This is a genomic window from Streptomyces sp. NPDC058985, from assembly GCF_042740985.1.
In the GTDB taxonomy this organism is placed as follows: domain Bacteria; phylum Actinomycetota; class Actinomycetes; order Streptomycetales; family Streptomycetaceae; genus Streptomyces.
Genome location: NZ_JBHYJX010000048.1, coordinates 4547 through 27519, shown reverse-complemented (window position 1 = coordinate 27519; position 22973 = coordinate 4547). Strand labels below are relative to the sequence as shown.

24 protein-coding genes are annotated in these 22973 nt (G+C 71.5%); 12 read left to right on the top strand and 12 right to left on the bottom strand.

The window, feature by feature from the left end; all coding sequences use genetic code 11:
• Window positions 1-4: 4 nt before the first annotated feature.
• Window positions 5-649, bottom strand: a complete 645-nt coding sequence (locus ACFW01_RS31465; protein WP_384509328.1) for a winged helix-turn-helix transcriptional regulator — start codon at window positions 647-649, stop codon at window positions 5-7.
• Window positions 650-736: 87 nt separating this feature from the next.
• Between ACFW01_RS31465 and ACFW01_RS31460 the strand changes: the two genes are divergently transcribed.
• Complete coding sequence (locus ACFW01_RS31460; RefSeq protein ID WP_234961010.1) at window positions 737-1945, top strand: pyridoxal phosphate-dependent aminotransferase; 1209 nt, start codon at window positions 737-739, stop codon at window positions 1943-1945.
• A 7-nt stretch (window positions 1946-1952) separates the two neighbouring features.
• On the opposite strand, the gene ACFW01_RS31455 is transcribed toward ACFW01_RS31460, so the two are convergent.
• Window positions 1953-2642, bottom strand: a complete 690-nt coding sequence (locus ACFW01_RS31455) for an ABC transporter ATP-binding protein (RefSeq protein ID WP_384509324.1) — start codon at window positions 2640-2642, stop codon at window positions 1953-1955.
• Window positions 2643-2645: 3 nt separating this feature from the next.
• Complete coding sequence (locus ACFW01_RS31450; protein ID WP_384509321.1) at window positions 2646-4085, bottom strand: ABC transporter permease; 1440 nt, start codon at window positions 4083-4085, stop codon at window positions 2646-2648.
• A 145-nt stretch (window positions 4086-4230) separates the two neighbouring features.
• Between ACFW01_RS31450 and ACFW01_RS31445 the strand changes: the two genes are divergently transcribed.
• From ACFW01_RS31445 to ACFW01_RS31425, 5 genes are all read left to right on the top strand, one after another.
• Window positions 4231-4893: a response regulator transcription factor gene (locus ACFW01_RS31445; protein ID WP_234961035.1), complete on the top strand. Its 663-nt coding sequence runs from the start codon at window positions 4231-4233 to the stop codon at window positions 4891-4893.
• Window positions 4890-6158 (top strand): sensor histidine kinase, encoded by a 1269-nt coding sequence (locus ACFW01_RS31440; protein WP_384509317.1) that lies wholly within the window; start codon window positions 4890-4892, stop codon window positions 6156-6158. Before ACFW01_RS31445 ends, ACFW01_RS31440 begins: the two co-directional genes overlap by 4 nt.
• A 9-nt stretch (window positions 6159-6167) precedes the next feature.
• Complete coding sequence (locus tag ACFW01_RS31435) at window positions 6168-6770, top strand: histidine phosphatase family protein (protein ID WP_384509315.1); 603 nt, start codon at window positions 6168-6170, stop codon at window positions 6768-6770.
• A gap of 61 nt (window positions 6771-6831) precedes the next feature.
• Window positions 6832-7482, top strand: a complete 651-nt coding sequence (locus ACFW01_RS31430) for a hypothetical protein (RefSeq protein ID WP_384509312.1) — start codon at window positions 6832-6834, stop codon at window positions 7480-7482.
• Window positions 7483-7572: 90 nt separating this feature from the next.
• The gene (locus ACFW01_RS31425; RefSeq protein ID WP_384509309.1) at window positions 7573-7995 is read left to right on the top strand and encodes an acyl-CoA thioesterase; all 423 of its coding nucleotides are present in this window, start codon (window positions 7573-7575) and stop codon (window positions 7993-7995) included.
• A 60-nt stretch (window positions 7996-8055) separates the two neighbouring features.
• On the opposite strand, the gene ACFW01_RS31420 is transcribed toward ACFW01_RS31425, so the two are convergent.
• The 8 genes from ACFW01_RS31420 to ACFW01_RS31385 all read right to left on the bottom strand — a co-directional run bounded on the left by ACFW01_RS31420 (window position 8056) and on the right by ACFW01_RS31385 (window position 15306).
• Window positions 8056-9459 (bottom strand): nucleobase:cation symporter-2 family protein, encoded by a 1404-nt coding sequence (locus ACFW01_RS31420; protein ID WP_234961003.1) that lies wholly within the window; start codon window positions 9457-9459, stop codon window positions 8056-8058.
• A 243-nt stretch (window positions 9460-9702) separates the two neighbouring features.
• On the bottom strand, window positions 9703-11091 hold the full coding sequence (locus ACFW01_RS31415; RefSeq protein WP_384509305.1) for an 8-oxoguanine deaminase: 1389 nt from the start codon (window positions 11089-11091) through the stop codon (window positions 9703-9705).
• 72 nt (window positions 11092-11163) lie between these two features.
• Window positions 11164-12576, bottom strand: coding sequence for a nucleobase:cation symporter-2 family protein (locus ACFW01_RS31410; protein ID WP_384509302.1), 1413 nt, complete (start codon window positions 12574-12576; stop codon window positions 11164-11166).
• Window positions 12577-12640: 64 nt separating this feature from the next.
• A complete protein-coding gene (pucL, locus tag ACFW01_RS31405; protein WP_234961000.1) occupies window positions 12641-13576 on the bottom strand; it encodes a factor-independent urate hydroxylase in 936 nt (311 codons plus the stop codon).
• 8 nt (window positions 13577-13584) lie between these two features.
• Window positions 13585-13986 (bottom strand): hydroxyisourate hydrolase, encoded by a 402-nt coding sequence (gene uraH / locus ACFW01_RS31400; RefSeq protein ID WP_114529923.1) that lies wholly within the window; start codon window positions 13984-13986, stop codon window positions 13585-13587.
• 2 nt (window positions 13987-13988) lie between these two features.
• Window positions 13989-14498 (bottom strand): 2-oxo-4-hydroxy-4-carboxy-5-ureidoimidazoline decarboxylase, encoded by a 510-nt coding sequence (gene uraD, locus ACFW01_RS31395; protein WP_234960999.1) that lies wholly within the window; start codon window positions 14496-14498, stop codon window positions 13989-13991.
• Window positions 14499-14665: 167 nt separating this feature from the next.
• A complete protein-coding gene (locus tag ACFW01_RS31390; RefSeq protein ID WP_122618798.1) occupies window positions 14666-15034 on the bottom strand; it encodes a helix-turn-helix domain-containing protein in 369 nt (122 codons plus the stop codon).
• Window positions 15031-15306, bottom strand: a complete 276-nt coding sequence (locus ACFW01_RS31385) for a hypothetical protein (RefSeq protein ID WP_234960998.1) — start codon at window positions 15304-15306, stop codon at window positions 15031-15033. The genes ACFW01_RS31390 and ACFW01_RS31385 overlap by 4 nt, the downstream gene beginning before the upstream one ends.
• A gap of 139 nt (window positions 15307-15445) precedes the next feature.
• Here ACFW01_RS31385 and ACFW01_RS31380 point away from each other — a divergent pair, with 139 nt between their 5' ends.
• From ACFW01_RS31380 to ACFW01_RS31360, 5 genes are all read left to right on the top strand, one after another.
• Complete coding sequence (locus ACFW01_RS31380) at window positions 15446-16285, top strand: TIM barrel protein (RefSeq protein ID WP_384509296.1); 840 nt, start codon at window positions 15446-15448, stop codon at window positions 16283-16285.
• A 53-nt stretch (window positions 16286-16338) separates the two neighbouring features.
• The gene (locus ACFW01_RS31375) at window positions 16339-17229 is read left to right on the top strand and encodes a 2-hydroxy-3-oxopropionate reductase (protein WP_234960996.1); all 891 of its coding nucleotides are present in this window, start codon (window positions 16339-16341) and stop codon (window positions 17227-17229) included.
• A 185-nt stretch (window positions 17230-17414) separates the two neighbouring features.
• Window positions 17415-18878 carry a catalase gene (locus tag ACFW01_RS31370; protein WP_234960995.1) on the top strand — a complete coding sequence of 488 codons (1464 nt, stop codon included), beginning with the start codon at window positions 17415-17417 and terminating at the stop codon, window positions 18876-18878.
• 430 nt (window positions 18879-19308) lie between these two features.
• Window positions 19309-19545: a hypothetical protein gene (locus tag ACFW01_RS31365; RefSeq protein ID WP_234960994.1), complete on the top strand. Its 237-nt coding sequence runs from the start codon at window positions 19309-19311 to the stop codon at window positions 19543-19545.
• 65 nt (window positions 19546-19610) lie between these two features.
• On the top strand, window positions 19611-20219 hold the full coding sequence (locus ACFW01_RS31360; protein WP_384509291.1) for a TIGR04222 domain-containing membrane protein: 609 nt from the start codon (window positions 19611-19613) through the stop codon (window positions 20217-20219).
• Between the two features lie 87 nt (window positions 20220-20306).
• Here ACFW01_RS31360 and gcl read toward each other — a convergent pair whose 3' ends face one another.
• Window positions 20307-22091, bottom strand: coding sequence for a glyoxylate carboligase (gcl, locus tag ACFW01_RS31355; protein ID WP_384509289.1), 1785 nt, complete (start codon window positions 22089-22091; stop codon window positions 20307-20309).
• Window positions 22092-22246: 155 nt separating this feature from the next.
• Between gcl and ACFW01_RS31350 the strand changes: the two genes are divergently transcribed.
• Window positions 22247-22973: hypothetical protein (locus ACFW01_RS31350; RefSeq protein ID WP_384509286.1), on the top strand; the 727-nt coding region annotated here is incomplete at its 3' end.

Below are 22973 nucleotides of genomic sequence, written 5' to 3'. Positions count from 1 at the left end.
CGTCTCACCCCTCGCGCAGCGCCTTGGCCGCCGTGCCGTCACCGGTGACCTCGACCAGACCCTCCCGCACCGCCTCCCGCAGCCCGGTCTCACCGCGGCTCAGCGCCGCGCAGGTCCCGGCGTCGAGCACCAGCCGGGCGTCGGGTTCAGCGGGCGCCGGCCCGTCGCCGTACACGGAGCCGTCGTCGCCCCGCGGACCGGCGTACAGGTGGAAGTCGCCCTCCTCCAGCCGGACCTCGACCAGCCCCTGAGCCGCCCCGGCCTCCCTGAGGGCGCGCAGCAGCGGCAGGGCGAACCAGTGCGCCCGCAGGGCGTCCGTGGGCCGCCGCTCCCCCAGCTCGCCCGCGCCCCACGCGCCGAGGGCCTCCAGCACCGGCAGCAACTCCTGTCCTCGCGCGCTGAGTTCGTAGACGTACGCCGCTCCGGGCGGGGGCAGCCTGCGCCGGGCCGTCAGCCCCTCGCGCTCCATGTCCCTCAACCGGGAGGCGAGCACGTCGGTGCTGACGCCCGGGAGATCGGCGTGCAGGTCGGTGTAGCGCCGCGGCCCGGCGAGCAGCTCCCGGACGATCAGCAGGGTCCAGCGGTCGCCGACGGCGTCGAGCGCACGGGCGGCGGAACAGTACTGGTCGTAGCTTCGGCGAGGTGACATGCGACGCAGTGTAGACAAGTTGTTGGACTTTCCAAGCTCCTACTTGGTAAAACCAAGCAACACCAGATACCGGAGGGGAAGCGGCGCATGGAGTTCCGGCAGTCGAACAAGCTCAGCGAGGTCTGCTACGAGATCCGCGGCCCGGTCATCGAGCACGCCGACGCGCTGGAGGAGGCGGGGCACAGCGTGCTGCGGCTCAACACCGGCAACCCGGCCCTCTTCGGCTTCGAGGCGCCGGAGGAGATCCTCCAGGACATGATCCGCATGCTGCCGCGGGCGCACGGATACACGGACTCGCGCGGCGTCCTCTCCGCCCGCCGCGCCGTGGCCCAGCGCTACCAGACCCTGGGTCTGGAGGTCGACGTGGACGACGTCTTCCTCGGCAACGGCGTCTCGGAGCTGGTCTCCATGGCCGTACAGGCGCTCCTTGAGGACGGCGACGAGGTACTGATCCCCGCCCCCGACTTCCCCCTCTGGACGGCGGTGACCACCCTGGCCGGCGGCAAGGCGGTGCACTACCTCTGCGACGAGCAGGCCGAGTGGTACCCCGACCTGGCCGACATGGAGTCGAAGATCACCGACCGCACCAAGGCGGTCGTCATCATCAACCCCAACAACCCCACCGGCGCGGTCTATCCCAAGGAGATCGTCGAGGGCATCCTCGACCTCGCCCGGCGGCACGGCCTGATGGTCTTCGCCGACGAGATCTACGACCAGATCCTCTACGACGACGCCGTGCACCACTCGGCCGCCGCCCTCGCCCCCGACCTGGTGGTCCTCACCTTCTGCGGGCTCTCCAAGACGTACCGGGTGGCGGGCTTCCGCTCCGGCTGGCTGGTCGTCACGGGTCCCAGGCAGCACGCGAAGGACTACCTGGAGGGCCTGACGATGCTGGCCTCCATGCGCCTGTGCGCCAACGCGCCCGCGCAGTACGCCATCCAGGCCGCGCTCGGCGGCCGCCAGTCGATCCGCGAGCTGACGGCCCCGGGCGGAAGGCTGCGCGAACAGCGTGACGTGGCCTGGCAGAAGCTGAACGAGATCCCGGGCGTCTCCTGCGTGAAGCCCAAGGGGGCGCTGTACGCCTTCCCGCGCATCGACCCGAAGGTGCACGGCATCCACGACGACGAGAGGTTCGTCCTGGACCTGCTGCTCCGGGAGAAGATCCAGGTGGTCCAGGGCACCGGCTTCAACTGGCCGAGCCCCGACCACTTCCGCATCCTCACGCTGCCCCACGCGGACGACCTGGAGGCGGCCATCGGGCGGATCGGCCGGTTCCTGGGCGGGTACCGGCAGTAGCGGCCGCTCAGGCCTTCGTCAGCCTGCCCCGCTTGAGGCGGATCACCTCGTCCGAGGCTTCCGCGACCGCCCGTGAGTGGGTCACCAGGATCACGCACTTTCCCTCCTCGTGCGCCAGCCGCCGGAACACCCCGATGATCCCGTCGGCGGTGTCCTGGTCGAGGCTGCCGGTGGGCTCGTCGGCGAAGAGGACGTCGACCTCGCAGGCGAGCGCCCGGGCGATGGCCACCCGCTGCTGCTGACCGCCGGACAGCGCCGGCGTCCTGCGGTTCCGGTCGGCCGCCTCCACCCCGAGCAGGTCCAGGAGTTCGACGGCGCGCTGCTTCTTCCGGACGCCCTTCACCCCGGTGATCTCCATCGCGGAGGTGATGTTCTGCACGGCCGTCATGTAGGTGAGCAGGTTCAACGACTGGAAGACCGTGGCCGCGTGGCGGTTGCGGTACCGGCCCAGGCCGATCTCCGCTATGTCCCGGCCCCGGAAGCGGACCGTGCCCGCGGTCGGCGAGTCGAGACCCGCGGCGATCGACAGGAGGGTGGTCTTGCCGCTGCCGGAGGGGCCGATGACGGAGTACATCCTGCCCTCCTCGAAGGAGTGGTCGACGTCCTTGAGGACGGTGCGGCGGCTGTTGCCGGACTGGTGGACGCGGCTCACTCCGGACAGCCGCAGGAGCGGGGTGCCCGCCTCGGTGGTGGTCACGTCTCAGTCGCCCTTCGTGAGGATGTCGCGCGGGTTCAGGCGCAGGATCCGGGTGCCGGGAACGATCGTGGCCAGGGCGGCGATGCCGAGGCCGGTGGCGCCCACGGCGCCGATGCCGTCCGCGCCGAGTTCGACGTCCATCGAGTCGACGGGCTCGGCCCCGTCCGGGTCTTCGTGGGTCAGTCCCGTGGGGTCGGACGGGTCACGCCGTGGGCCCTCGTTGGCCGCGGCGTCCTCGGCCGACGAGACCTGGTCGGCCAGGAGCCGGTCGCCGACGGTCTGGGCGACGAACCGGCTCCCGGCGGCCGCGAAGCCGACGGCGAGGACCGCGCAGCAGACGACCTCCACCAGGTGCTGGCCGAGCAGCTTGGGCTTCTTCTCGCCGAGGGAGAGCAGGATGCCCATCTCCTTGCGCCGCTCCCGCATGTTCGAGGCGATGACCAGTGCGAGGATGACGGTGCCCGCGACCGCGACGAGCCAGACGGTGACCGTGGCGAAGTCCGCGGTCTTGTTGATGGGGCCGACCATCGTCCGGTACGCCTTGTCGTTGGCGCTCAGCGGGAAGATCTCGATGTCGATGCCGGCCGCTTCCGCGTCCTTCTTCAGCCGGCCCAGGTCGCCGGGGTCGCGCAGGGTGAAGGTGGCGTCCCTGAGGGCGGCTCCGCCGGCGGTCGGTTCCTTGCCCTGCAGCCGGGTCGCGCCCTCCGGGGTGACGTAGACCTGGTTCGCCGGATCTGCCATCGCCGGCACGTAGGTGCCGGTGTCGGCGGTGTCGTTCCTGAAGACGCCGCCGACGGTGAACTCGACCTCCTCGGTGCTCATGCCGCCCTTCTCGGGGTCGATCTCCCCGACCCTGAGCCTGATTCGGTCGCCGACCTCGAGATCATTGTCCTCGGCCACCCGTTCCTCCACGACGATCGCGTCGCTCGCGCTGTCCCGTTCGAGTCCGGAACCGGAGACGATCTTCGAGTCGCCGTTGCGGAACTCCTTGACCGAGTCGAGGTCACGGACACCGGCCGCCCTGAAGAGGTCGGTGCCCGTGGTGTCCTGCCCGGCCGGCGGCTCACCCTGCCGGTGCAGCGCGACCTGGTCCGTGGGGGCGGCGCCGCTGTCCACGGTGTAGTTGCACGACGCCACGACTGGCGACCCGCAGACCTTGTCGACCAGCTTGCTGCGCAGGTCGCCACCGGGTCCGATGGTGCCGGGCCGCGCGCCGTCGCCCTGCGACGCTCCGCCCGAGCTGATCAGTGCTTCCACGTCCAGCTGCATCGTGGCCACCGCGCCCACGCTGCTCTTGGCCGAGTCGGCGGCGCGGGCCGCGGCGGACCGGATCAGGAAGCCGGACAGGACCAGGGTGCAGATGACGGAGAACAGGCCGACGAGCATGACCGTCTTGCCCGGATGACCGCGCAGCCGCCACCAGGCTCGTTTGAACAGATTCATGGGATCCACGCTAGGAGCGCGGTGCTTTGAGGGGTGTTTGCCGGATCCGGCAGGTGCCGGGCCGCTCATACACGGATCAAATGCGCGGCTTGATAGAACCGGTCCCGTACCGGGTGGGAGTCGTGGGAAGCGAGGGTTGTCGCGGGTGCGGGTGCTGGTGGTCGAGGACGAGGAGTACATGGCGCGGGTCCTGGAGATGGGACTGCGCCGGGAGGCCGTGGCGGTCGACGTGGTGCACGACGGGGCCACGGCCCTGGAGCGGGTCACCGTCTACGACTACGACGCGGTGGTCCTCGACCGTGACCTGCCCGGCGTGCACGGCGACGAGGTGTGCCGCCGGATCGTCGCCATGGACCTGGGGTGCCGCATCCTGATGCTGACCGCCGCCGGGCGGCTCGGGGACAAGGTCGAGGGCCTGGGCCTGGGCGCCGACGACTATCTCGCCAAACCCTTCGACTTCCCCGAGCTGGTCGCCCGGCTGCGCGCCCTGTACCGGCGCAGCCCCACGGTTCACGCCCCCGTCCTCGCCTTCGCCGACGTACGCCTGGACACCGACCGGCGCAGGGTCACCCGCGCGGGCGCCGAGATCCGCCTCACCCCGAAGGAACTCACCGTCCTGGAGCTGCTGATGCGGGCCGACGGCGGGGTGCTGAGTGCCGAGTACTTCCTGGACAAGGCGTGGAACGCCTGCACCGACTCCTCCACCAACGCGGTGCGCCTGGTCGTGCACACCCTGCGCCGGAAGCTGGGCGACCCCCAGCTGGTGCGGACCGCGATCAGCGCCGGCTACTACCTGGGGTCCGAGTGAACCGCACCCGCCGCCTTCGCCGCCCCCGTCGCCCCCGGGCCCTGGGCATCCGCGCCCGTCTCCACCTCGGCTTCGGGGCGGTGCTCGGCGTGTGCGCCACGCTGATGGTGGCGATCACCTACGTCGGGATGCGCTTCCTTCCGACATACGACCTCAGCACGACCGTGATCGTCCCCGCCGCCTCCGCTGACACCAGGCCCCCGCGCGGGGCCGTGGACACGCTGCCCACGGGCGGGTCGAGCCCCGACATCCAGCAGGGCTCCAAGACCAGGAACCTCGGCGACATCTCCAGCAAGGAGGACGTCTGGAACACGGTCCTGCTGGTGTCCGTCGGCGGAGTGACACTGGTGACGGCCCTGGGCCTCGGCGCCGGATGGCTGCTCACCAGGCGGCTGCTCGCCCCGTTGCACACCATCGGCGAGGCCGCGGCGAAGGCGGCGGACGGCAATCTGAAGGACCGGATCGACGCGCGGGGCCCGGAGGACGAGCTGAAACGGCTCGCCGACACCTTCGACACGATGCTGGCCCGGCTGGAGGAGTCGTTCACCGCGCACCAGCGGTTCGCCGCGAACGCCTCGCACGAGCTGCTCACCCCGCTGGCCACCACCCGGGCCGCCCTCCAGGTCGTCGGGGACGACCCCACCCCCGCGGAGTTCGCCGAGCTGGTTCCGCTGCTGCGGGAGACCAACGAACGCAACATCGGCGTCGTACGCGCCCTGCTCGACCTGGCCGGGGCGGGCCCCGGCCCCTTCGACCCGGACCCGGTGGACCTGGCCGGGCTGGTGGAGCCGGCGTCCGCCGAGCGCGCCGGGCGGGCGGCGGCGCTCGGTGTCCGCCTGGACGTGGACACCGGTGACGGCCGTGAGCTTCACGACGTCACCGGCAACGCCACGCTGCTGCGACAGCTCGTCCTCAACCTCCTCGACAACGCGCTCGCCCACAACGTGCCCGAGAACGGCAGCGTCCAGGTCCGCGTCTTCCGGGAAGGAGCGGCACGGAGGGTGGTGCTGGAGGTCGAGAACACCGGCCCGCCGGTCGACGAGGCCGTGCTGGACCGGCTCTTCGAACCCTTCTACCGGGCCCGGCCCCGGGTCGGCAGCGACCGCTCGGGCCACGGTCTGGGCCTGGCCATCGTCCGGTCGATCGCCTCGGCGCACCACGGCAGGGCGACGGCGGCGGCGAACCTCCGGGGCGGGCTCACGGTGCGGATCGAGCTGCCGGCCGCGGCCGAGGTCCGCGAGGCCACGGCCTGCCCGGGACCGTAGCCTGGAGACATGGGTGATCTTTTTCTGGTCCGGCACGGCGAGACCGAGTGGTCGCGGTCGGGCCGGCACACCGGGCTGACGGACGTGCCGCTGACCGAACACGGGCGGGACCAGGCGCGGAGCCTGGTGCCACTGATCCGCTCGCACCGGATCGGGGCCGCCTTCGTCAGCCCCTTCCAGCGGGCCCGGGAGACGGCCGAGCTGATCGGGCTGCGGGACGAGGCGCGCGTCGATCCGGACCTGCACGAGTGGGACTACGGCGGCTACGAGGGGATCACGACGGTCGAGATTCACCGGGAGCGGCCGGACTGGTTCCTGTTCAGCGACGGGGTCGTGCCCGGCCCGCCGGAACATCCCGGGGAGTCCCCGGAACAGGTCGGGGAGCGGGCGGACCGGGTGCTGGCCCGGGTGGAGGCGGCGTTCGCCAACACCGAGGGGTGCGTGGTGCTGGTCGCGCACGGGCACTTCCTGCGCGTGCTGACCGCACGCCACCTGGGGCTGCCGCCCTCGCACGGGGCGCTGTTCCAGCTGGGCACCGGCACCCTGTGCCGACTGGGCACGGAGCACGCGCGGCCGGTGATCGCCGCGTGGAATGTCAGACCGCCGTCGTAGTGTTCGAGAGCGTCACCGACGGCGTCACCGGTGATCACCGGTGAGGGGAAGGGAGGACGCCGTGGCACTGTCGCCCACTCCCGCGCAGCGGCGGGTCATCGACGCGGCCGACCCCGCCACCGGGCGTCTCAGGGGGTCGCAGACACAGCTCGCGGCGCTGGTGAAGCGGGGGCTCGCCTTCCGGCATCCGCGCCCGCCTCACGACCACTTCCTGACCCCGGCCGGGCACCGGATACGGGACGCGAGCGCCGAGCCGGACCCGCCGGGAAGCCCGGAGCCCGCTCCGGCCGCCGACTCCGGCGGGGGCGTGTTCGCCGCACGGGTGGGCGGCGAGGAGGACGTGCCGGACGACGTCGGGCCTGCCCGGCTGCGTGAGGTGCGCGGCGCCTGGCAGGGGCTGCTCGAACTGCGCCGGATGACGCGGCCCGACGGCAGTACGGAGCTGCCCTGCGCGTGGGAGCGGACCCACCTGGTGCGGGCCGCCGCCCTCGCGCTGGAGGCGGCCGGGCACCGTCCGGCGGGCCCGGAGGGCGACGACGGGTACCGGGTGCGCGCGACCCCGCAGCCGGAGGCCGTCGCCGTGCACGAACCGGACGACACCGCGCGGCGGGCCTGCGCGCAGACCCTGGAGCGGGCGGGGTGGCAGGTCGGCGAGCACACCGAACCGCGCACCCGGGCCCGTTACCTGTTGGCCTCCCCGCGGAAGGTGTGACGCTCCCCCACCGTGGCAGGATCGACCGGTCAGTACGGCCACGAGTCCGTACGTCGACAGTCCGTACGTGCAAGAGGAGAGGCAGCAGCGGTGAGTGAGCCGTTTTCCGTACCCGTGACGGTCCGCGGGTACGAGACCGACACGCAGGGCCATCTCAACCAGGCCGTGTACCTGAACTACGCCGAGCACGCCCGCTGGTCCCTGCTGGGCGCGGCCGGCATCCGGCAGGCCGATCTGGTGGCCCGCGGTGTGGGGCCGGTCGCCCTGGAGACGACCATCCGCTTCAAGCGCGAACTGCTCGCCGGGGACGAGGTCGAGGTGACCTGCGCGTTCGAGTGGGGCGAGGGCAAGACCTTCCGCATCCACCAGATCATCCGCAAGCCGGACGGGACCGTGGCCGCCGAAGTGGAGGGCGTCGGCGGCCTCATGGACCTGCGGGCACGCAAGCTGGTGACCGATCCGCGGGAGCGCTTCAAGGAACTGGCCGCGGATCCGGGACTCTTCGGGCTGTAGGCGGCCGCCGCCCGCCACGGGGCCGGCGTCCCTGCGGGAGAGGCGCCGGCCCGGTTCGTGTCAGGTGCCGGGGGTCACGGCGTGGCCGCGTTCCCGGGATGCCTCGGTGATCTCCTCTCCCGCCTCCATCGGGTGGGTCACGTCCTCCGCCTCCCGTGCCCGGCCGCCGATGTGGTTGAAGAGCAGGTTGAGTACGACGGCGGCCACACAGCCCGTCGAGATGCCCGAGTCCAGGATGATCTTCGCGTTCTCCGGGAACGAGTGGTAGAACTCCGGGGCGGCGATCGGGATGATGCCGACGGCCAGCGAGACCGCCACGATCAGGACGTTGTTGTCCTTGTCGAGGCTCGCCCGGACCAGGGTCTGGATGCCGCTGGCCGCGACCGAGCCGAAGAGCACCACGCCGGCCCCGCCGAGCACGGGCCGGGGGACGACGGCGATCAGCGAGGCGGCCATCGGGCACAGGCCCATGAGCACCAGGAAGCCGCCGCCCACGGCGACGACGTAGCGGCTGCGGATCTTCGTCATCGCGACCAGGCCGATGTTCTGCGCGAAGGCGCTGCACATGAAGCCGTTGAAGACCGGGCTGATCGCCGAGCCGAGGGTGTCGGCGCGCAGGCCGGCCGCGATGGTCTTCTCGTCGGCCGGGCGGTCCACGATCTCGCCGAGGGCGAGCATGTCGGCGGTGGACTCGGTCATCGAGACCACCATCACCACGCACATGGAGACGATCGCGGCGATCTGGAACTGCGGGGCGCCGAAGTGGAACGGCGTCGGGAAGCCGACGACGTCGGCGTCGGCGACCGGGGCGAAGTCCGTGACGCCGAACGGGATCGCGATGAGCGTGCCCGCGACCAGGCCGAGCAGCACCGCGATCTGCTTGACGAAGCCGCGGGTGAAGCGGCGCAGCAGAAGCACGATCACGAGGGTGATCGCGGCCAGGCCGAGGTTGGTGGCCGAGCCGAAGTCGTCCGCCTCGGGGCTGGGTCCCTGTGCCCAGCCGAAGGCCACGGGCAGCAGGGATATGCCTATCAGGGTGATGACGGTGCCGGTGACGACCGGTGGGAAGAAGCGGATCGCCTTGCTGAAGAAGGGCGCGGCGAGGAAGCCGAGGAGTCCGGCGACGATGACCGCGCCGAAGATGATCGGCAGCGCGTCGGACTTGTCGTCGGTGGCGGCGACCACGGCGGTCATGGGGGCGACACCCGCGAAGGTGACGCCGTTGACGAACGGCAGCCGGGCGCCGATCTTCCAGATGCCGAGGGTCTGCAGGAAGGTGGCGAGGCCCGCGGTGAACAGGCAGGCACCGGTGAGGAAGGTGAGTTCGGTGGCGGACAGCCCGATGGCCGCGCCGACGATCAGGGGTGGTGCGACTACTCCGGCGTACATCGCGGCCACGTGCTGCAGGCCGGTCGTCGCCATCTTCAGGGGCGGGAGTTTCTCGTCAACAGGGTGGTCGGCCACGGCGGCGTCCCTCCGGTCGGTTACGCGTCGGCTCCGACGCGGGTGTCATGGAGGTGGTGCTGGTGGTGATGGTCGTGCGGGACCGTGACGGACCGTCTGGGGAAACGGTGACCGCTCCGGGGGCGCGCGCATGGGCGCGCACGCCCCGGAGTCGGCCGCCGTGGGCCCCGCTCGGGTCCACGGCTACCGGCCGGGAGCCGTCCCTCCCGGCCGGAGATCATGTGGTGTGCTGTGGTGAGGTGTTCAGGCCTGGGCGGTGATCCGCGCCAGGCGCTGAGCCTCGTCGCGGGTGGAGCGGGCGATGGCGTCTTCGTCGACGGTCAGCAGGCGGCCGTCCTCGACGATCTGCCGGCCGTTCACGAACGAGGCCGTGACCGGTGCCGCGGCGCCGAAGACCAGCGCCGTCACCGGGTCGGCGATCGCGGAGTGGGCGAGGGTGTCCATCCGCCACAGCACCAGGTCGGCGAGCTTGCCCGCCTCCAGGGAGCCGGTCTCGGCAGCCCGGCCGAGGACCTGCGCACCGCCGTGGGTCCCCAGGCGCAGCGCCTTGCGGGCGTTGAGCGCGGCCTCGCGGTGGGCGCCGAGGCGGTTGATGAGGAGGGCGTTGCGCAGTTCGGTGTGGAGTTCGCCGGACTCGTTGGAGGCGGTGCCGTCGACGCCGAGGCCGACCGGGACGCCGGCGGCGAGCATGTCGGGGACCCGGGCGATACCGGCGGCCAGGCGGGCGTTGGAGGACGGGCAGTGCGCGACGCCGGTCCTCGTGCGGGCGAAGGCGGCGATGTCGGAGTCGTTCATGTGGACGCAGTGCGCCATCCACACGTCCTCACCGAGCCAGCCGGTGGACTCGAAGTAGTCGGTCGGGCCCATGCCGAACAGCTCGTGGCAGAACTTCTCCTCCTCCACGGTCTCCGAACCGTGGGTGTGCAGCCGCACGCCGAGGCGGCGGGCCAGTTCGGCGCCCTGGCGCATCAGTTCGGTGGAGACGGAGAAGGGCGAGCAGGGGGCGACGGCGACCTGGGTCATCGCGTCGAAGGAGGAGTCGTGGTGCTCCTTGACGGTGGCCTCGGTGGCGGCGAGCGCGCCGTCCAGGCTCTCCACCGCGAAGTCCGGCGGCAGCCCGCCGTCCGACTCGCCGCGGTCCATGGAGCCGCGGGCGAGGGTGAAGCGGACACCCGTCTCACGGGCGGCGCGGATGATCGCGCCGGACAGGTCGCCGGAGCCCCGCGGGTAGACGTAGTGGTGGTCCATGGCGGTGGTGACGCCGCCGCGGGCCATCATGGCGAGGGAGCCCTGGGCCGCCGCGTAGGCCATCGGCTCGTCGATGCGCGCCCAGGTCGGGTACAGCGCGACGAGCCAGTTGAACAGGTTGTGGTCGGTGGCCAGGCCCCGGGTGATCCACTGGTAGAAGTGGTGGTGGGTGTTGACCAGACCGGGCGTGACCAGGTGCCCGGTCCCGTCGATCCGGCGTACGACGTTCTCCAGGCCCTCCGGTGCCCGGCCCGCGCCGATCGATTCGATCCGGTTGCCGGCGATGACGACATGGCCCGAGGCGTACTCGGTGTCGCCCGCGTCGACGGTCGCGATCGCGCAGTTCTCGATGACCGTGCGCTCGGCTGCCGATGATGCTGCCATGCTGCTTCCTTGTCTTTCAGTGGGGCCCGTGGGCGGGGATTCGAGTACCCACGGGGAGGGCACGGCAGGACCCTAGGAGGATTTGAGTACCGGAACCGGCTGGCGGCTCCGGGTGCCGAGATGGTGGAAGAAGAGGTTGAGCGTGACCGCGACGAGCGCGCCGGCACTGATGCCGGAGCCGAGGACGGTCTGCGCCCAGGCGGGGAACTCGGCGTAGAAGGCCGGCGCGGCCAGCGGGATGATGCCCGCACCGAGCGCCACGGCGACCAGGATGATGTTGGAGCTGTCGTCCAGTCCGGCCTCGGACAGCGTACGGATGCCGCTGACGGCGATGGAGCCGAAGAGGACGATGCCCGCGCCGCCCAGGACCGGCATCGGGACCAGGGAGACGACCGCGCCGAGCACCGGGAAGGCGCCGAGGACCAGCAGGGTGGCGCCGGCGACGGCGACGACGTAGCGGCTGCGCACCCGGGTCAGCGAGACGACGCCGACGTTCTGCGCGAAGGCGGAGGTGGGGAAGCCGCCGAAGACCGGCCCGATCAGGGTGGCGAGGCCGTCGGTGCGCAGGCCGCGGGTGATGACCTTGGAGTCGGCGCGGCGGTCGCAGATCTCGCCGAGGGCCAGCATGCCGGCGGACGACTCGGTCATCAGGACCAGCATCACGATGCACAGCGACAGGATCGCCGCGGGCTGGAACTCGGGGGCGCCGAAGGCGAACGGGGTGGGCAGCGCGGCGACCGGCGCGGACTTCAGGGCGCCGAGGTCGGCCATGCCCAGGGGCAGGGCGACGAGGGTGCCGATGAGCAGGCCGAAGAGCAGGGCGACCTGCTTGAGGAAGCCCCTGCCGAACCGCTGGAAGACGAGGATGACGCCGAGGGTGAAGGCGGCGAGCGCGAGGTTGCGCATCGAGCCGAAGTCGGCGGCGGCCTTGTCGCCGCCCTGCGCCCAGGCGACCGGGACCGGCATCAGCGTGACGCCGATGAGGGTGATGACCACGCCGGTGACCAGCGGCGGGAAGAAGCGGAGCAGCCGGCCGAAGAACGGGCCTACGGCGAGGCAGAACACGCCCGCCACCATCACCGCGCCGTAGATGGCGGGGAGCTGACCGCCGCCGCCGTTGGTCTCGGCGATGGCGAGGATGGGGGCGATGCCGGCCGAGGAGGCCGCGTTGACGAAGGGCAGCCGGTTGCCGACGAAGCCCTTGACGCCGAGGGTCTGGAGCAGGGTGGCGACGCCCGCGATGAGCAGGCTCGCGGCGATCAGCCGGGTGCGGCCCTCCAGGTCGAGTCCGACGGCCTGGCCGATGATGAGCGGAGGGGTGACGACGCCGGCGTACATCGCGGCGATGTGCTGGAGCGCGGCGGGGACGAGCCGCGAGGGGTGGAGCTTCTCGTCCACCGGGTGCACGGACGTGACGGCGTCCTCGGTGTGCACCGGCGGGGTGGAACGGGAGCCTTTCGCCGGCTCCGATGCAGGCACTGCCATGGTGTTCCCTCCGGTGTGGCGCGCCGCCGGCCTCGGTGGCCGGGCCGGCGGCGCGCGTCCCGCGTCAGAGGTTGGTCATGTCGACCGGGATCAGTTGCTCGGCGCCGTCGCGCAGGATGGTGGCCTCGATCAGGCCGTAGGGGCGGTCGGCGGCGTAGTAGACGGCGCCGTCCTTGGCCTCGTTGTCGATCCCGAAGGGCGACAGGTCGGAGCGGAAGTGGTGCTTGTTGGGCATGGAGAAGCGGATCTCGTCGACCTCATCGCGGGAGTTGAGCACCCGCACACCCATCTCGAAGAGGGTCTGCTGGAGCGAGTACGAGTAGGTCTCGGCGAACGCCTGGAGCGCGTGCTTGCGCACCCCGTTGTACGAGCGGTCCCAGTCCGGGGCGTGCGAGTCGACGCCGTCCCAGTTGTGCCGCCACCAGGTGGAGACGGTGGTGGCGAGGATCCGGTCGTAGTCCTCCTTGAGGGTTGTGTACTTGTCCTTCAGGTAGCCGAAGAACTCGGAGTTGGTGGAGTTCAGGACGGTGAGGTCCTTGAACCCGGAGAGCACCTGGATGCCGTGGCCGTCGTAGGTGATCTCCGCGACGCGGGTCTCCTGGCCGGTGCGGACGAAGGAGTGGGCGATCTCCTCGGAGCCGACGAAGCGGGCGCCGCCCTTGGAGGTCTCGATCCGCTCCCAGCCGTACTCCTCGATGCGGATGCGGGCCCGGCCGATGGGCTCGTTGTTGTCCACGAAGTGGCGGGCGAGCTTGACGCCGAGGTCCTCGGCGCTCTCGATGCCGTGCTCCTTGGCGAAGGCGTACACCGTGTTCTTGGTGGTGTCGGTCGGCAGGACGTTCGCGTTGGAACCGCTGCGGTGGACCTCCTCCATGTCGCCGGAGAGGGCGACGGAGACGTTGAGGTCCTTGATGTGGTGCGTGTCGCCGTCGCGCGTGATCTTGACAACGCGGTTCTCCGCCTTGCCGTACTGGTTCTGTCCCAGGACGAAACGGGTCATGGCTTCGGTCAGCTCCCTCGGTAAACGGAGTAGCCGAACGGGTTGAGCAGCAGCGGAACGTGGTAGTGCTCGCCGGGCACCACCGCGAAGGTGATGGTGACCTCGGGGAAGAACACGGGCCGGCCGTTCTCGCTGTCCCGGAGCGCGGGGGCGTCCTGCTGGGCCGCGGCTTGTTTCTTGGCGAAGTACGTCTCGGTGTCGAAGTCGAGGCGTACGTGGGTGGTGCCCTCCGGCAGTGCCGGGAGGTCCTTGCACCGTCCGTCGGCGTCGGTCGCGGAGCCGCCGAGCGCCTGCCAGTCCGCTTCGCCGCCCGAGCGGGCGGAGAGGTGGACGGCGACGCCCTCGGCGGGGCGGCCGACGCTGGTGTCCAGGATGTGCGTGGACACGGAGGCGGTGGTGCTGGTGCTCATGGTCAGGCGTCCTGTTCGACGAGTCGGGTCAGGCGGATGCGGTTGATCTTCCCCAGCTCGGTGCGGACGATCTCCCGCTCCTGCTCGGGCGAGTTGCCGATCCGCTCCTTGACCGCGTCCCGCATCTGCTCGCCGGTCCGGCCGGTGGCGCAGATGAGGAAGACGTGGCCGAACCTGTCCTGGTAGGCCAGGTTGAGTTCGAGCATCTCCGCCTTGAGTTCCTCGGCGGCGCCGGCCATACCCGCCTGCTCGCGGGACGACGTCGGGTCGCCGGGCTTGGGGCGGCCGATCGGCGGGTGCCCGGCCATCGCCTCCGCGAGGTCGTCGGCCGTCAGGGCGGCCATGGCGGCGTCGCTGGCGGCGTACAGGTCCTCGGGGGTGGCGTAGGGGCGGGCGGCGAGCAGGTGCCGGGCCCAAGCCGTGGAGGCGCACGCCTCGTGGAGTTCGGCGCGTGCCGCGGACTCCTCGAGGGTGTTGAATCGGGCCAGGCCCGACGCGGATGTGGACGTCACGGGAGCCTCCGTGGCCTTGTGCTGAACGGGCGTGCCGATAGCTAACGCCCTCGGAAACAAGCCGTCAACACTTTGTTGAAAATTCGGGGTTACGAAAGCCGCCGCCCGGTGAACGGACGGCGGCTCGTCATCGACGGTGTCATGCCTGGTCAGACGGGTGTCCCGGTTCAGGCGCCCTTCTCGCGGTTGAGGTAGTTGTAGACGGTGAAGCGGCTGACGCCGAGGGCGCCCGCGACGGTCTCGACGCCGTGGCGCACCGAGAAGGCGCCCCGCGCCTCCAGCATCCGCACCACCTCCTGCTTGGCCCTGCGGTCCAGATCGGCCAACGGCATGCCCTGCCGGCGCTCCAGGGCCGCCAGGATGTGGTCCAGGGAGTCGGCGAGCTGCGGCAGGCGTACGGCGACGACGTCGGCGCCCTCCCAGGAGAGCACCACGTCGTCCTGGCCGGCCTCGTCGGGCGGGACCATCTCGCCGCCGATGGCGTCGACCAGGGGCTTCACCGCCGCGATGAAGGGCTCCTCCCCCGGGCCCGTCACCGCTCGCCCTCCCCGTCCCGGCCCGCGCCGACCGCGTCGACCACGTTGACCTGGAGCGAGATCCTGGTGGCACCGGCCTCCAGGGTCCGGCGCAGCAGCGCGTCCACGGCACCGAGCACCTGGTCGGCGCCGCCCTCGGCGGTGTTGCCGAACGGGCCGACGTCGACCGCGTCCAGCTCGGCGGCCTCGACGACCTCGCGGGCCACCACCGCGTGGGCGGGCGCCTCGTCCAGGTCGAAGGGTTCGGTCGTGAACTCCACTCTCAATCGCACGCGGTCAACCTAACGCGGGGTGACCGTTTTCCGCCGCCCCCTCTTGACAAGCCCGGAACCTCGACGGCAATCTTCCGTTAAGCAGAAACGAACTTCCGTAATGCGGAACACACTCGAACGGAAGGGAGCGCGGCACCCGATGGGCTACGCAGATCAGCGCTTCAACGTCAACCTGTCGATCCTCTTCACGGAACTCCCGCTCCTGGAGCGCCCCGCGGCCGCCGCCGCGGCCGGCTTCACCGCGGTCGAGCTGTGGTGGCCCTGGATCGACTCGCCCACCCCCGAGCAGTCCGAGCTCGACGCCCTGAAGTCGGCGATCGAGGACGCGGGCGTCCAGCTCACCGGGCTCAACTTCTACGCCGGGCAGCTGCCGGGCCCCGACCGCGGCGCCCTGTCGGTGCCGGGCGAGGAGTCGGACCGGTTCCGCGCCAACATCGACGTGGCCGCCGGCTTCGCGCAGTCGCTGGGCTGCACGGCGCTCAACGCCCTCTACGGCAACCGGGCCGAGGGCGTGGACCCCGCCGAGCAGGACCGCCTCGCGCTGGAGAACCTGGTCCTCGCCGCCCGCGCGGCCGACCGGATCGGCGCGATCCTGCTGGTCGAGGCGTTGAACAAGCCCGAGTCGCCGCTCTACCCGCTGGTGTCGGCGCCGGCCGCGATCGCGGTCGTGGACCAGGTCAACGAGGCCACCGGACTGGGCAACGCCAAGTTCCTCATGGACCTCTACCACCTGTCCATGAACGGCGAGGACCTGCCGCAGGTGATCGACGCGTACGCCGCGAAGACCGGCCACGTGCAGATCGCCGACAACCCGGGCCGCGGCGCTCCCGGCACCGGCTCGCTCCCGCTGGAGGAGCTGCTCGACCAGCTGTGCAAGGCCGGTTACGACGGCTGGGTGGGCCTGGAGTACAAGCCGGGCGACAACCCCAGCGCCCAGTCCTTCTCCTGGCTGCCGGCCGAGGCCCGCGCGGCCCGCTGAGCGCGGCCCGCAGGAACGTTCGCGACTTTCAGATTTTCAGAGAGGTACCCATCATGAGCACGCTCCCCAAGGTCGCCTGGATCGGTCTCGGCATCATGGGCTCCCCCATGTCCGAGAACCTGATCAAGGCCGGTTACCAGGTCACCGGCTTCACCCTGGAGCAGGAGAAGCTGGACCGGCTGTCCGCCGCCGGCGGCACCGTGGCCGGCTCGATCGCCGAGGCCGTGCGCGACGCCGACGTCGTCGTGACGATGGTCCCCGCGTCGCCGCAGGTCGAGGCCATCGCCTACGGCCCCGACGGCATCCTGGAGAACGCGAGGTCCGGCGCGCTCCTCGTCGACATGTCCTCGATCACCCCGCAGACCTCGGTGGACCTCGCGAAGGCCGCCAAGGACAAGGGCATCCGCGTCCTGGACGCCCCCGTCTCCGGCGGCGAGGCCGGCGCCATCGAGGCCGTGCTGTCCATCATGGTCGGCGGTGAGCAGGCCGACTTCGACGAGGCCAAGCCGCTCCTGGAGGCGCTCGGCAAGACCATCGTGCTGTGCGGCCCGCACGGCTCGGGCCAGACCGTGAAGGCCGCCAACCAGCTCATCGTCGCCGTGAACATCCAGGCGTGCGCCGAGGCCGTGGTCTTCCTGGAGAAGTCGGGCGTGGACCTGAAGGCCGCCCTCGACGTCCTCAACGGCGGCCTGGCCGGCTCGACCGTGCTGACGCGGAAGAAGGACAACTTCCTGGGCCGTGACTTCAAGCCCGGCTTCCGCATCGACCTGCACCACAAGGACATGGGCATCGTCACCGACGCCGCCCGCAACGTCGGCGCCGCGCTGCCGGTCGGCGCCGTGGTGGCCCAGCTGGTCGCCTCGCTGCGCGCCCAGGGTGACGGCGGCCTGGACCACTCGGCCCTGCTGCGGGCCGTGGAGCGCCTGTCCGGCGCCCAGGTCTGACCGCCGCACCTCACCAGACCTCCGGGGGGCGCCGTCGCTGACACCTGTCCTGTCGCGCCCGAGCGGCGGCGCCACCCGGAACCACTTCAACAAACTGTTGACGTGGCTTCGCCCCAAATCTAGGCTCCACGAAGCGGAAACATGTTTCCGCTGAATCTCGCACGGAAGACCACGGAAGGTCCACGATGTCGCAGCGCGTGCTCACCACCGAGTCCGGCGCCCCGGTCGCCGACAACCAGAACTCCGCTTCCGCCGGCATCGGCGGCCCCCTCCTGATCCAGGACCAGCACCTCATCGAGAAGCTCGCGCGCTTCAACCGCGAGCGCATCCCGGAGCGCGTGGTGCACGCCCGCGGCTCCGGCGCCTACGGCCACTTCGAGGTGACCGACGACGTCACCGGCTTCACGCACGCCGACTTCCTGAGCGCCGTCGGCAAGCGCACCGAGGTCTTCCTGCGCTTCTCCACCGTGGCCGACTCGCTCGGCGGCGCGGACGCGGTCCGCGACCCGCGCGGCTTCGCGCTGAAGTTCTACACCGAGGAGGGCAACTACGACCTCGTCGGCAACAACACCCCGGTGTTCTTCATCAAGGACCCGATCAAGTTCCCCGACTTCATCCACTCGCAGAAGCGCGACCCGTTCTCGGGCCGCCAGGAGCCGGACAACGTCTGGGACTTCTGGGCGCACTCCCCCGAGGCCACGCACCAGGTGACCTGGCTGATGGGCGACCGCGGCATCCCGGCGTCCTACCGCCACATGGACGGCTTCGGCTCGCACACCTACCAGTGGACGAACGCCAAGGGCGAGTCGTACTTCGTCAAGTACCACTTCAAGACCGACCAGGGCATCCGCTGCCTGACCGCCGAGCAGGCGGCCGAGCAGGCCGGGCAGGACCCGACCTCGCACCAGACCGACCTGGTACAGGCCATCGAGCGGGGCGTGTACCCGTCCTGGACGCTGCACGTGCAGCTGATGCCGGTGGCCGAGGCGGCGAACTACCGCTTCAACCCGTTCGACGTGACGAAGGTGTGGCCGCACGGCGACTACCCGCTGCGCCGCGTGGGCCGCCTGGTGCTCGACCGCAACCCGGACAACGTCTTCGCCGAGGTCGAGCAGGCCGCCTTCTCCCCGAACAACTTCGTACCGGGCATCGGCCCCTCGCCCGACAAGATGCTCCAGGGCCGCCTGTTCGCCTACGCCGACGCGCACCGCTACCGGCTGGGCGTCAACCACACCCAGCTCGCGGTGAACGCCCCGAAGGCCGTGCCCGGCGGCGCCGCCAACTACGGCCGCGACGGCCTCATGGCGTCCAACGCGCAGGGCCGTGACGCCAGGAACTACGAGCCGAACTCGTACGACGGCCCGGTGGAGACCGGCCGCCCGCTGGCCGCACCGCTCGCCGTCTCCGGCCACACCGGCAGCCACGAGGCGCCGCAGCACACCAAGGACGACCCCTTCTTCCAGGCCGGTGAGCTGTACCGGCTGATGTCCGAGGACGAGAAGAAGAGGCTGGTCGCGACCATCGCCGGCGGCCTGTCCCAGGTCTCGCGCAACGACGTGGTCGAGAAGAACCTCGCGCACTTCCACGCGGCCGACACCGAGTACGGCAAGCGCGTCGAGGAGGCGGTCCGCGCCCTGCGCGAGGACTGACCCACCGGCTCGCGCACGGAACCCGGCGGGGAGGCCGGGACCGTGTGCGCGGCCCGCGCAGGCACCGAGCAGCCCGGATGAGGGGTGAGTGCCCGGTGCCGGCGCGGGCAGGGCGAGGACCGCGGCGGCAGGCGAGCCAGTGCGGTGGTGAAGGGCACGGACGTCCTCCTACGACCTGAGGGGAGGCGCGCTCCGGGCCCGTCGCACCGCCGCGGTCCCAGCCACACCACGCCTCTGCTTTCCCCAGAGGCCCCAAGACTCCGTCCGGCGGCGCGAACGACCTGTCGCGCCCAGCCTCGCGCCGCCGGACGGACACCACGTGAAGAACCTTCACCGGCTGGAGAGCGCCGGATGCGGACGGTCCCGCATCCGGCGCTTTCCGGCGTTCGCCCAGGGTGCGCGCCCGGCGCCGCCGCAGCAGCCTGAAGGTATGGCACATCCACCGGAGCATCCGCACATCGTCGTCCACTCCCCCGCCCTCGACGGCTCCCGCCGGGTCACCTCCGGCGACGAGACGCTCGGCGTCGCCTCGCACATCGACGACGTCGCCGAACTGCTGCGCCTGGCCGACCTGTACGTCACCGACGTCGAGGACAGCGACCTGGTCCAGTGGCAGGGCGGCGGCCCGGACGAGTGGCCGGGGCTGCACGAGCACCACGGGGACTGACCCGGGCGTAGGCACCCCCCGGGGCGGGCACAACCCCGGCAACACGGGGGCACGGGGGTGGTGTCATGGACGAGGACGGGACGTTCCGGCTGGAGCCGCACGAGGTGGCGCTGCTGCGGGGCGGGCCGCGCGCCGCCGTCACGGTGGCGGTGGTGGACCTGTATCTGCGGGGCGCCGTCGAGCCCGGTCCGCCGGGCACCGTACGGGCGCTGCCGACGGAGCCGGGGACGGCCGCGACGCCCCTTCCGCCGCTGGCCGAGGCGGTGCGGAGGAGCCTGGAGGAGCCGCTGGGCGTCCGGAGGCTGACCCGGCACCCGGACGTCCGCCTGGCGGTGGCGCTGATGCGGATCCCGCTCGCGGAGGACGGCCTGCTGCGCTACCCGCTGCTCGGCCCGACCCGCGCCGCCCGCCGCCGCGTGCGGGACCTGCGGGAGCGGCACCCGCTGCCCGGCAGCCGGCGCGGTCTGACGGCCGACGACCGGCTGCTCGCCGTCGCCCTGCACGACGAGGCGGCGCTGCTCCTCCTGCTGCCCCGTTTCGCCCTCAGGGCCGGTCTGGTGGAACGGGCGGAGGTGGCGGACCGCGGCCTGCGGCGGCACGCGCCGCGTGGCGGCCCGAGCGGCGCGTCGGGCGCCTTCTCCTGCGGCGGCGGCACGGGCGGCGGATCCGACTGAGCGGGGCCGCGCCGTGCATTTCACCGCCACGCACGAGAGAGCGGCCCGTCCGTCAGGAACGGGCCGCTCTCGGTGTACCGCGGAGGGTCAGACCTTCAGCGTGCGGATCGCGGTCGGGGCGTGGCCCGGCTCGGTCGCGACCTCCTCGAACTCCACCACGTTCGAGATGTCGTTGGTGCCCGACATCGAGATGTTGGTGACGCGCTCCAGGATCGCCTCGACGACGACCGGCACCCGGTGCTCGGCAGCGAGCTTCTTGGCCTGCTCCAGGGCCGCGCCCAGCTCGCTCGGGTCGGTCACCCGGATCGCCTTGCAGCCCAGGCCCTCGGCGACCTTGACGTGGTCGACGCCGTAGACGCCCAGCTCGGGCGAGTTGATGTTCTCGAACTCGAGGTTGACCTGGAAGTCGATCTCGAACGCCCGCTGCGCCTGACGGATCAGGCCCAGGTAGGAGTTGTTGACCAGGACGTGCACGTACGGGATCTTGTGCTGCGCGCCGACGGCCAGTTCCTCGATCATGAACTGGAAGTCGTAGTCGCCGGAGAGCGCCACGACCTGGGCGTCCGGGTCGGCCTTGGCGACGCCGAGCGCGGCCGGGACGGTCCAGCCGAGCGGGCCCGCCTGGCCGCAGTTGATCCAGTGCCGCGGGCGGTAGACGTGCAGCATCTGGGCGCCGGCGATCTGCGAGAGGCCGATGGTGGAGACGTACCGGGTCTCCGGGCCGAAGGCCTTGTTCATCTCCTCGTAGACCCGCTGCGGCTTGATCGGGATGTCGTCGAAGTGCGTACGGCGCTGGAGCGTGGCCTTCTTCTCCTGCGCGGACGCCGCCCACGCGGAGCGGTCGGGCAGCTTGCCGGCCGCCTTCAGCTCCTTGGCCACCTCGACGAACAGCTCCAGCGCGGCCTTGGCGTCGGAGGCGATGCCGTAGTCCGGAGCGAAGATCTTGCCGATCTGGGTCGGCTCGACGTCGACATGGACGAACTTCCGCCCCTCCGTGTAGACGTCGATCTTGCCGGTGTGGCGGTTGGCCCAGCGGTTGCCGACGCCGAGGACGAAGTCGGACTCCAGGAAGGTCGCGTTGCCGTAGCGGTGCGAGGTCTGGAGGCCGACCATGCCGGCGTTCAGCTCGTGGTCGTCGGGCAGCAGGCCCCAGCCCATCAGGGTCGGCACGACGGGGGTGCCGGTCAGCTCGGCGAACTCCACCAGCAGGTCGGCGGCGTCGGCGTTGATGACACCGCCGCCGGCCACGATCAGCGGGCGCTCGGCGGCGTTGAGCATGCCGATCGCCTTCTCGATCTGGGCGCGGGTCGCGGCCGGCTTGTAGACCGGGAGCGGCTCGTAGGTCTCCGGGTCGAACTCGATCTCGGTGAGCTGGACGTCGATCGGCAGGTCGATCAGGACCGGACCGGGGCGGCCCGAGCGCATCAGGTGGAACGCCTGCTGGAAGACGCCGGGGACCTGCGCGGCCTCCAGAACGGTGACGGCCATCTTGGTCACCGGCTTGGCGATCGAGGCGATGTCGACGGCCTGGAAGTCCTCCTTGTGGATCACCGCGGTCGGCGCCTGGCCGGTGATGCACAGGATCGGGATGGAGTCGCCGATCGCCGAGTACAGGCCGGTGATCATGTCGGTGCCGGCCGGTCCCGAGGTGCCGATGCAGACACCGATGTTGCCGGGGTGGGTACGGGTGTAGCCCTCAGCCATGTGCGAGGCGCCCTCGACATGGCGGGCGAGGGTGTGCTGGACGCCGCCGGACGCCTTGAGCGCCGCGTAGAAGGGGTTGATCGCCGCGCCCGGCACACCGAACGCGTCGGTGACGCCCTCGCGCTTGAGAATCTCAACTGCCGCTCGGGCAGCGGTCATACGAGCCATCGAGTACTCCTGCTCCGGCTGTCGGATTCGCACTCCCGTCGCGCCCCGCGGTGAGCTTCTTCCGTAGCAACTTCCGTATAGCGAAATTTGTTTTCTACGATCTGGAAGTAATGTAAGTGGGCGGCCGAGGGCAGTCAAGAGAGGACGATGGGGTCATGTCCGAGACCATCTCGGTGTGCTGCACGGCCTGCGGGCGGCGGCACCGCTACACGGCGCCCTCGTATCCCTGCGTGTGCGGGAAGCCGGTCGCGCCCGCGCTCGATCCGCACGGGAGGGCGACCGCCGTCACCCACCGGGCGTGGGACGAGGAATGGGTCGGGGTGCGCTGTACGGCCTGCGGGGAGCGCAGCCGGTGGCCGCGGCCGGAGCTGGGGTGCCCGTGCGGGACGGTGCTGTGCGTGCCGGTGGACGACGCGGCCCCGGGCCGGTCCGGGCGCGCCCCCGGGTCACGGGTCCCGGCCCACCGGGCGGTCCCGATCCGCACCGCGCGCGACGCGGTCACCGCGGCCGTGCTGTATCTGCGCGGGCTGGGGCACCGGGACGTGCGCCGCGCCGACCAGCGGCCGCTGTCCGGCATCGGGCTGGCCGCGGCCGGCCTCGTCGTCCAGGTGGATCCGACGGTGGGCCCGGCCTCGCTGCGGGACGTGGAGTGCCTGTGGCTGACGGCGATGGCGGAGTCCGCGCGCTGCGTCTACTTCTCCCTCACCGGATACGCCGACGAGGCCCGGACCCGCGCCGACCTGCTCGGGGTGGCGCTGTTCGTGCTCGACCCGACGGGAGTGCCGCGCCCGGTGAACGAGTCGGGGGGGGGGGGGGGGGGCGGGCCGGCGCCGGCGGGGGGTGGGGGGGGGGGGGCGGGGGGATCGGAGGCGGGGGAGCGCG

Excerpts from the sequence above, each read along its gene's own strand:
- ACFW01_RS31465 (WP_384509328.1), bottom strand. The coding sequence starts at position 649 with ATGTCACCTCGCCGAAGCTACGACCAGTACTGTTCCGCCGCCCGTGCG.
- ACFW01_RS31460 (WP_234961010.1), top strand. The coding sequence starts at position 737 with ATGGAGTTCCGGCAGTCGAACAAGCTCAGCGAGGTCTGCTACGAGATC.
- ACFW01_RS31450 (WP_384509321.1), bottom strand. The coding sequence starts at position 4,085 with ATGAATCTGTTCAAACGAGCCTGGTGGCGGCTGCGCGGTCATCCGGGC.
- ACFW01_RS31435 (WP_384509315.1), top strand. The coding sequence starts at position 6,168 with ATGGGTGATCTTTTTCTGGTCCGGCACGGCGAGACCGAGTGGTCGCGG.
- ACFW01_RS31415 (WP_384509305.1), bottom strand. The coding sequence starts at position 11,091 with ATGGCAGCATCATCGGCAGCCGAGCGCACGGTCATCGAGAACTGCGCG.
- ACFW01_RS31410 (WP_384509302.1), bottom strand. The coding sequence starts at position 12,576 with ATGGCAGTGCCTGCATCGGAGCCGGCGAAAGGCTCCCGTTCCACCCCG.
- pucL (WP_234961000.1), bottom strand. The coding sequence starts at position 13,576 with ATGACCCGTTTCGTCCTGGGACAGAACCAGTACGGCAAGGCGGAGAAC.
- uraH (WP_114529923.1), bottom strand. The coding sequence starts at position 13,986 with ATGAGCACCAGCACCACCGCCTCCGTGTCCACGCACATCCTGGACACC.
- ACFW01_RS31380 (WP_384509296.1), top strand. The coding sequence starts at position 15,446 with ATGGGCTACGCAGATCAGCGCTTCAACGTCAACCTGTCGATCCTCTTC.
- ACFW01_RS31375 (WP_234960996.1), top strand. The coding sequence starts at position 16,339 with ATGAGCACGCTCCCCAAGGTCGCCTGGATCGGTCTCGGCATCATGGGC.
- ACFW01_RS31370 (WP_234960995.1), top strand. The coding sequence starts at position 17,415 with ATGTCGCAGCGCGTGCTCACCACCGAGTCCGGCGCCCCGGTCGCCGAC.
- ACFW01_RS31365 (WP_234960994.1), top strand. The coding sequence starts at position 19,309 with ATGGCACATCCACCGGAGCATCCGCACATCGTCGTCCACTCCCCCGCC.
- ACFW01_RS31360 (WP_384509291.1), top strand. The coding sequence starts at position 19,611 with ATGGACGAGGACGGGACGTTCCGGCTGGAGCCGCACGAGGTGGCGCTG.
- gcl (WP_384509289.1), bottom strand. The coding sequence starts at position 22,091 with ATGGCTCGTATGACCGCTGCCCGAGCGGCAGTTGAGATTCTCAAGCGC.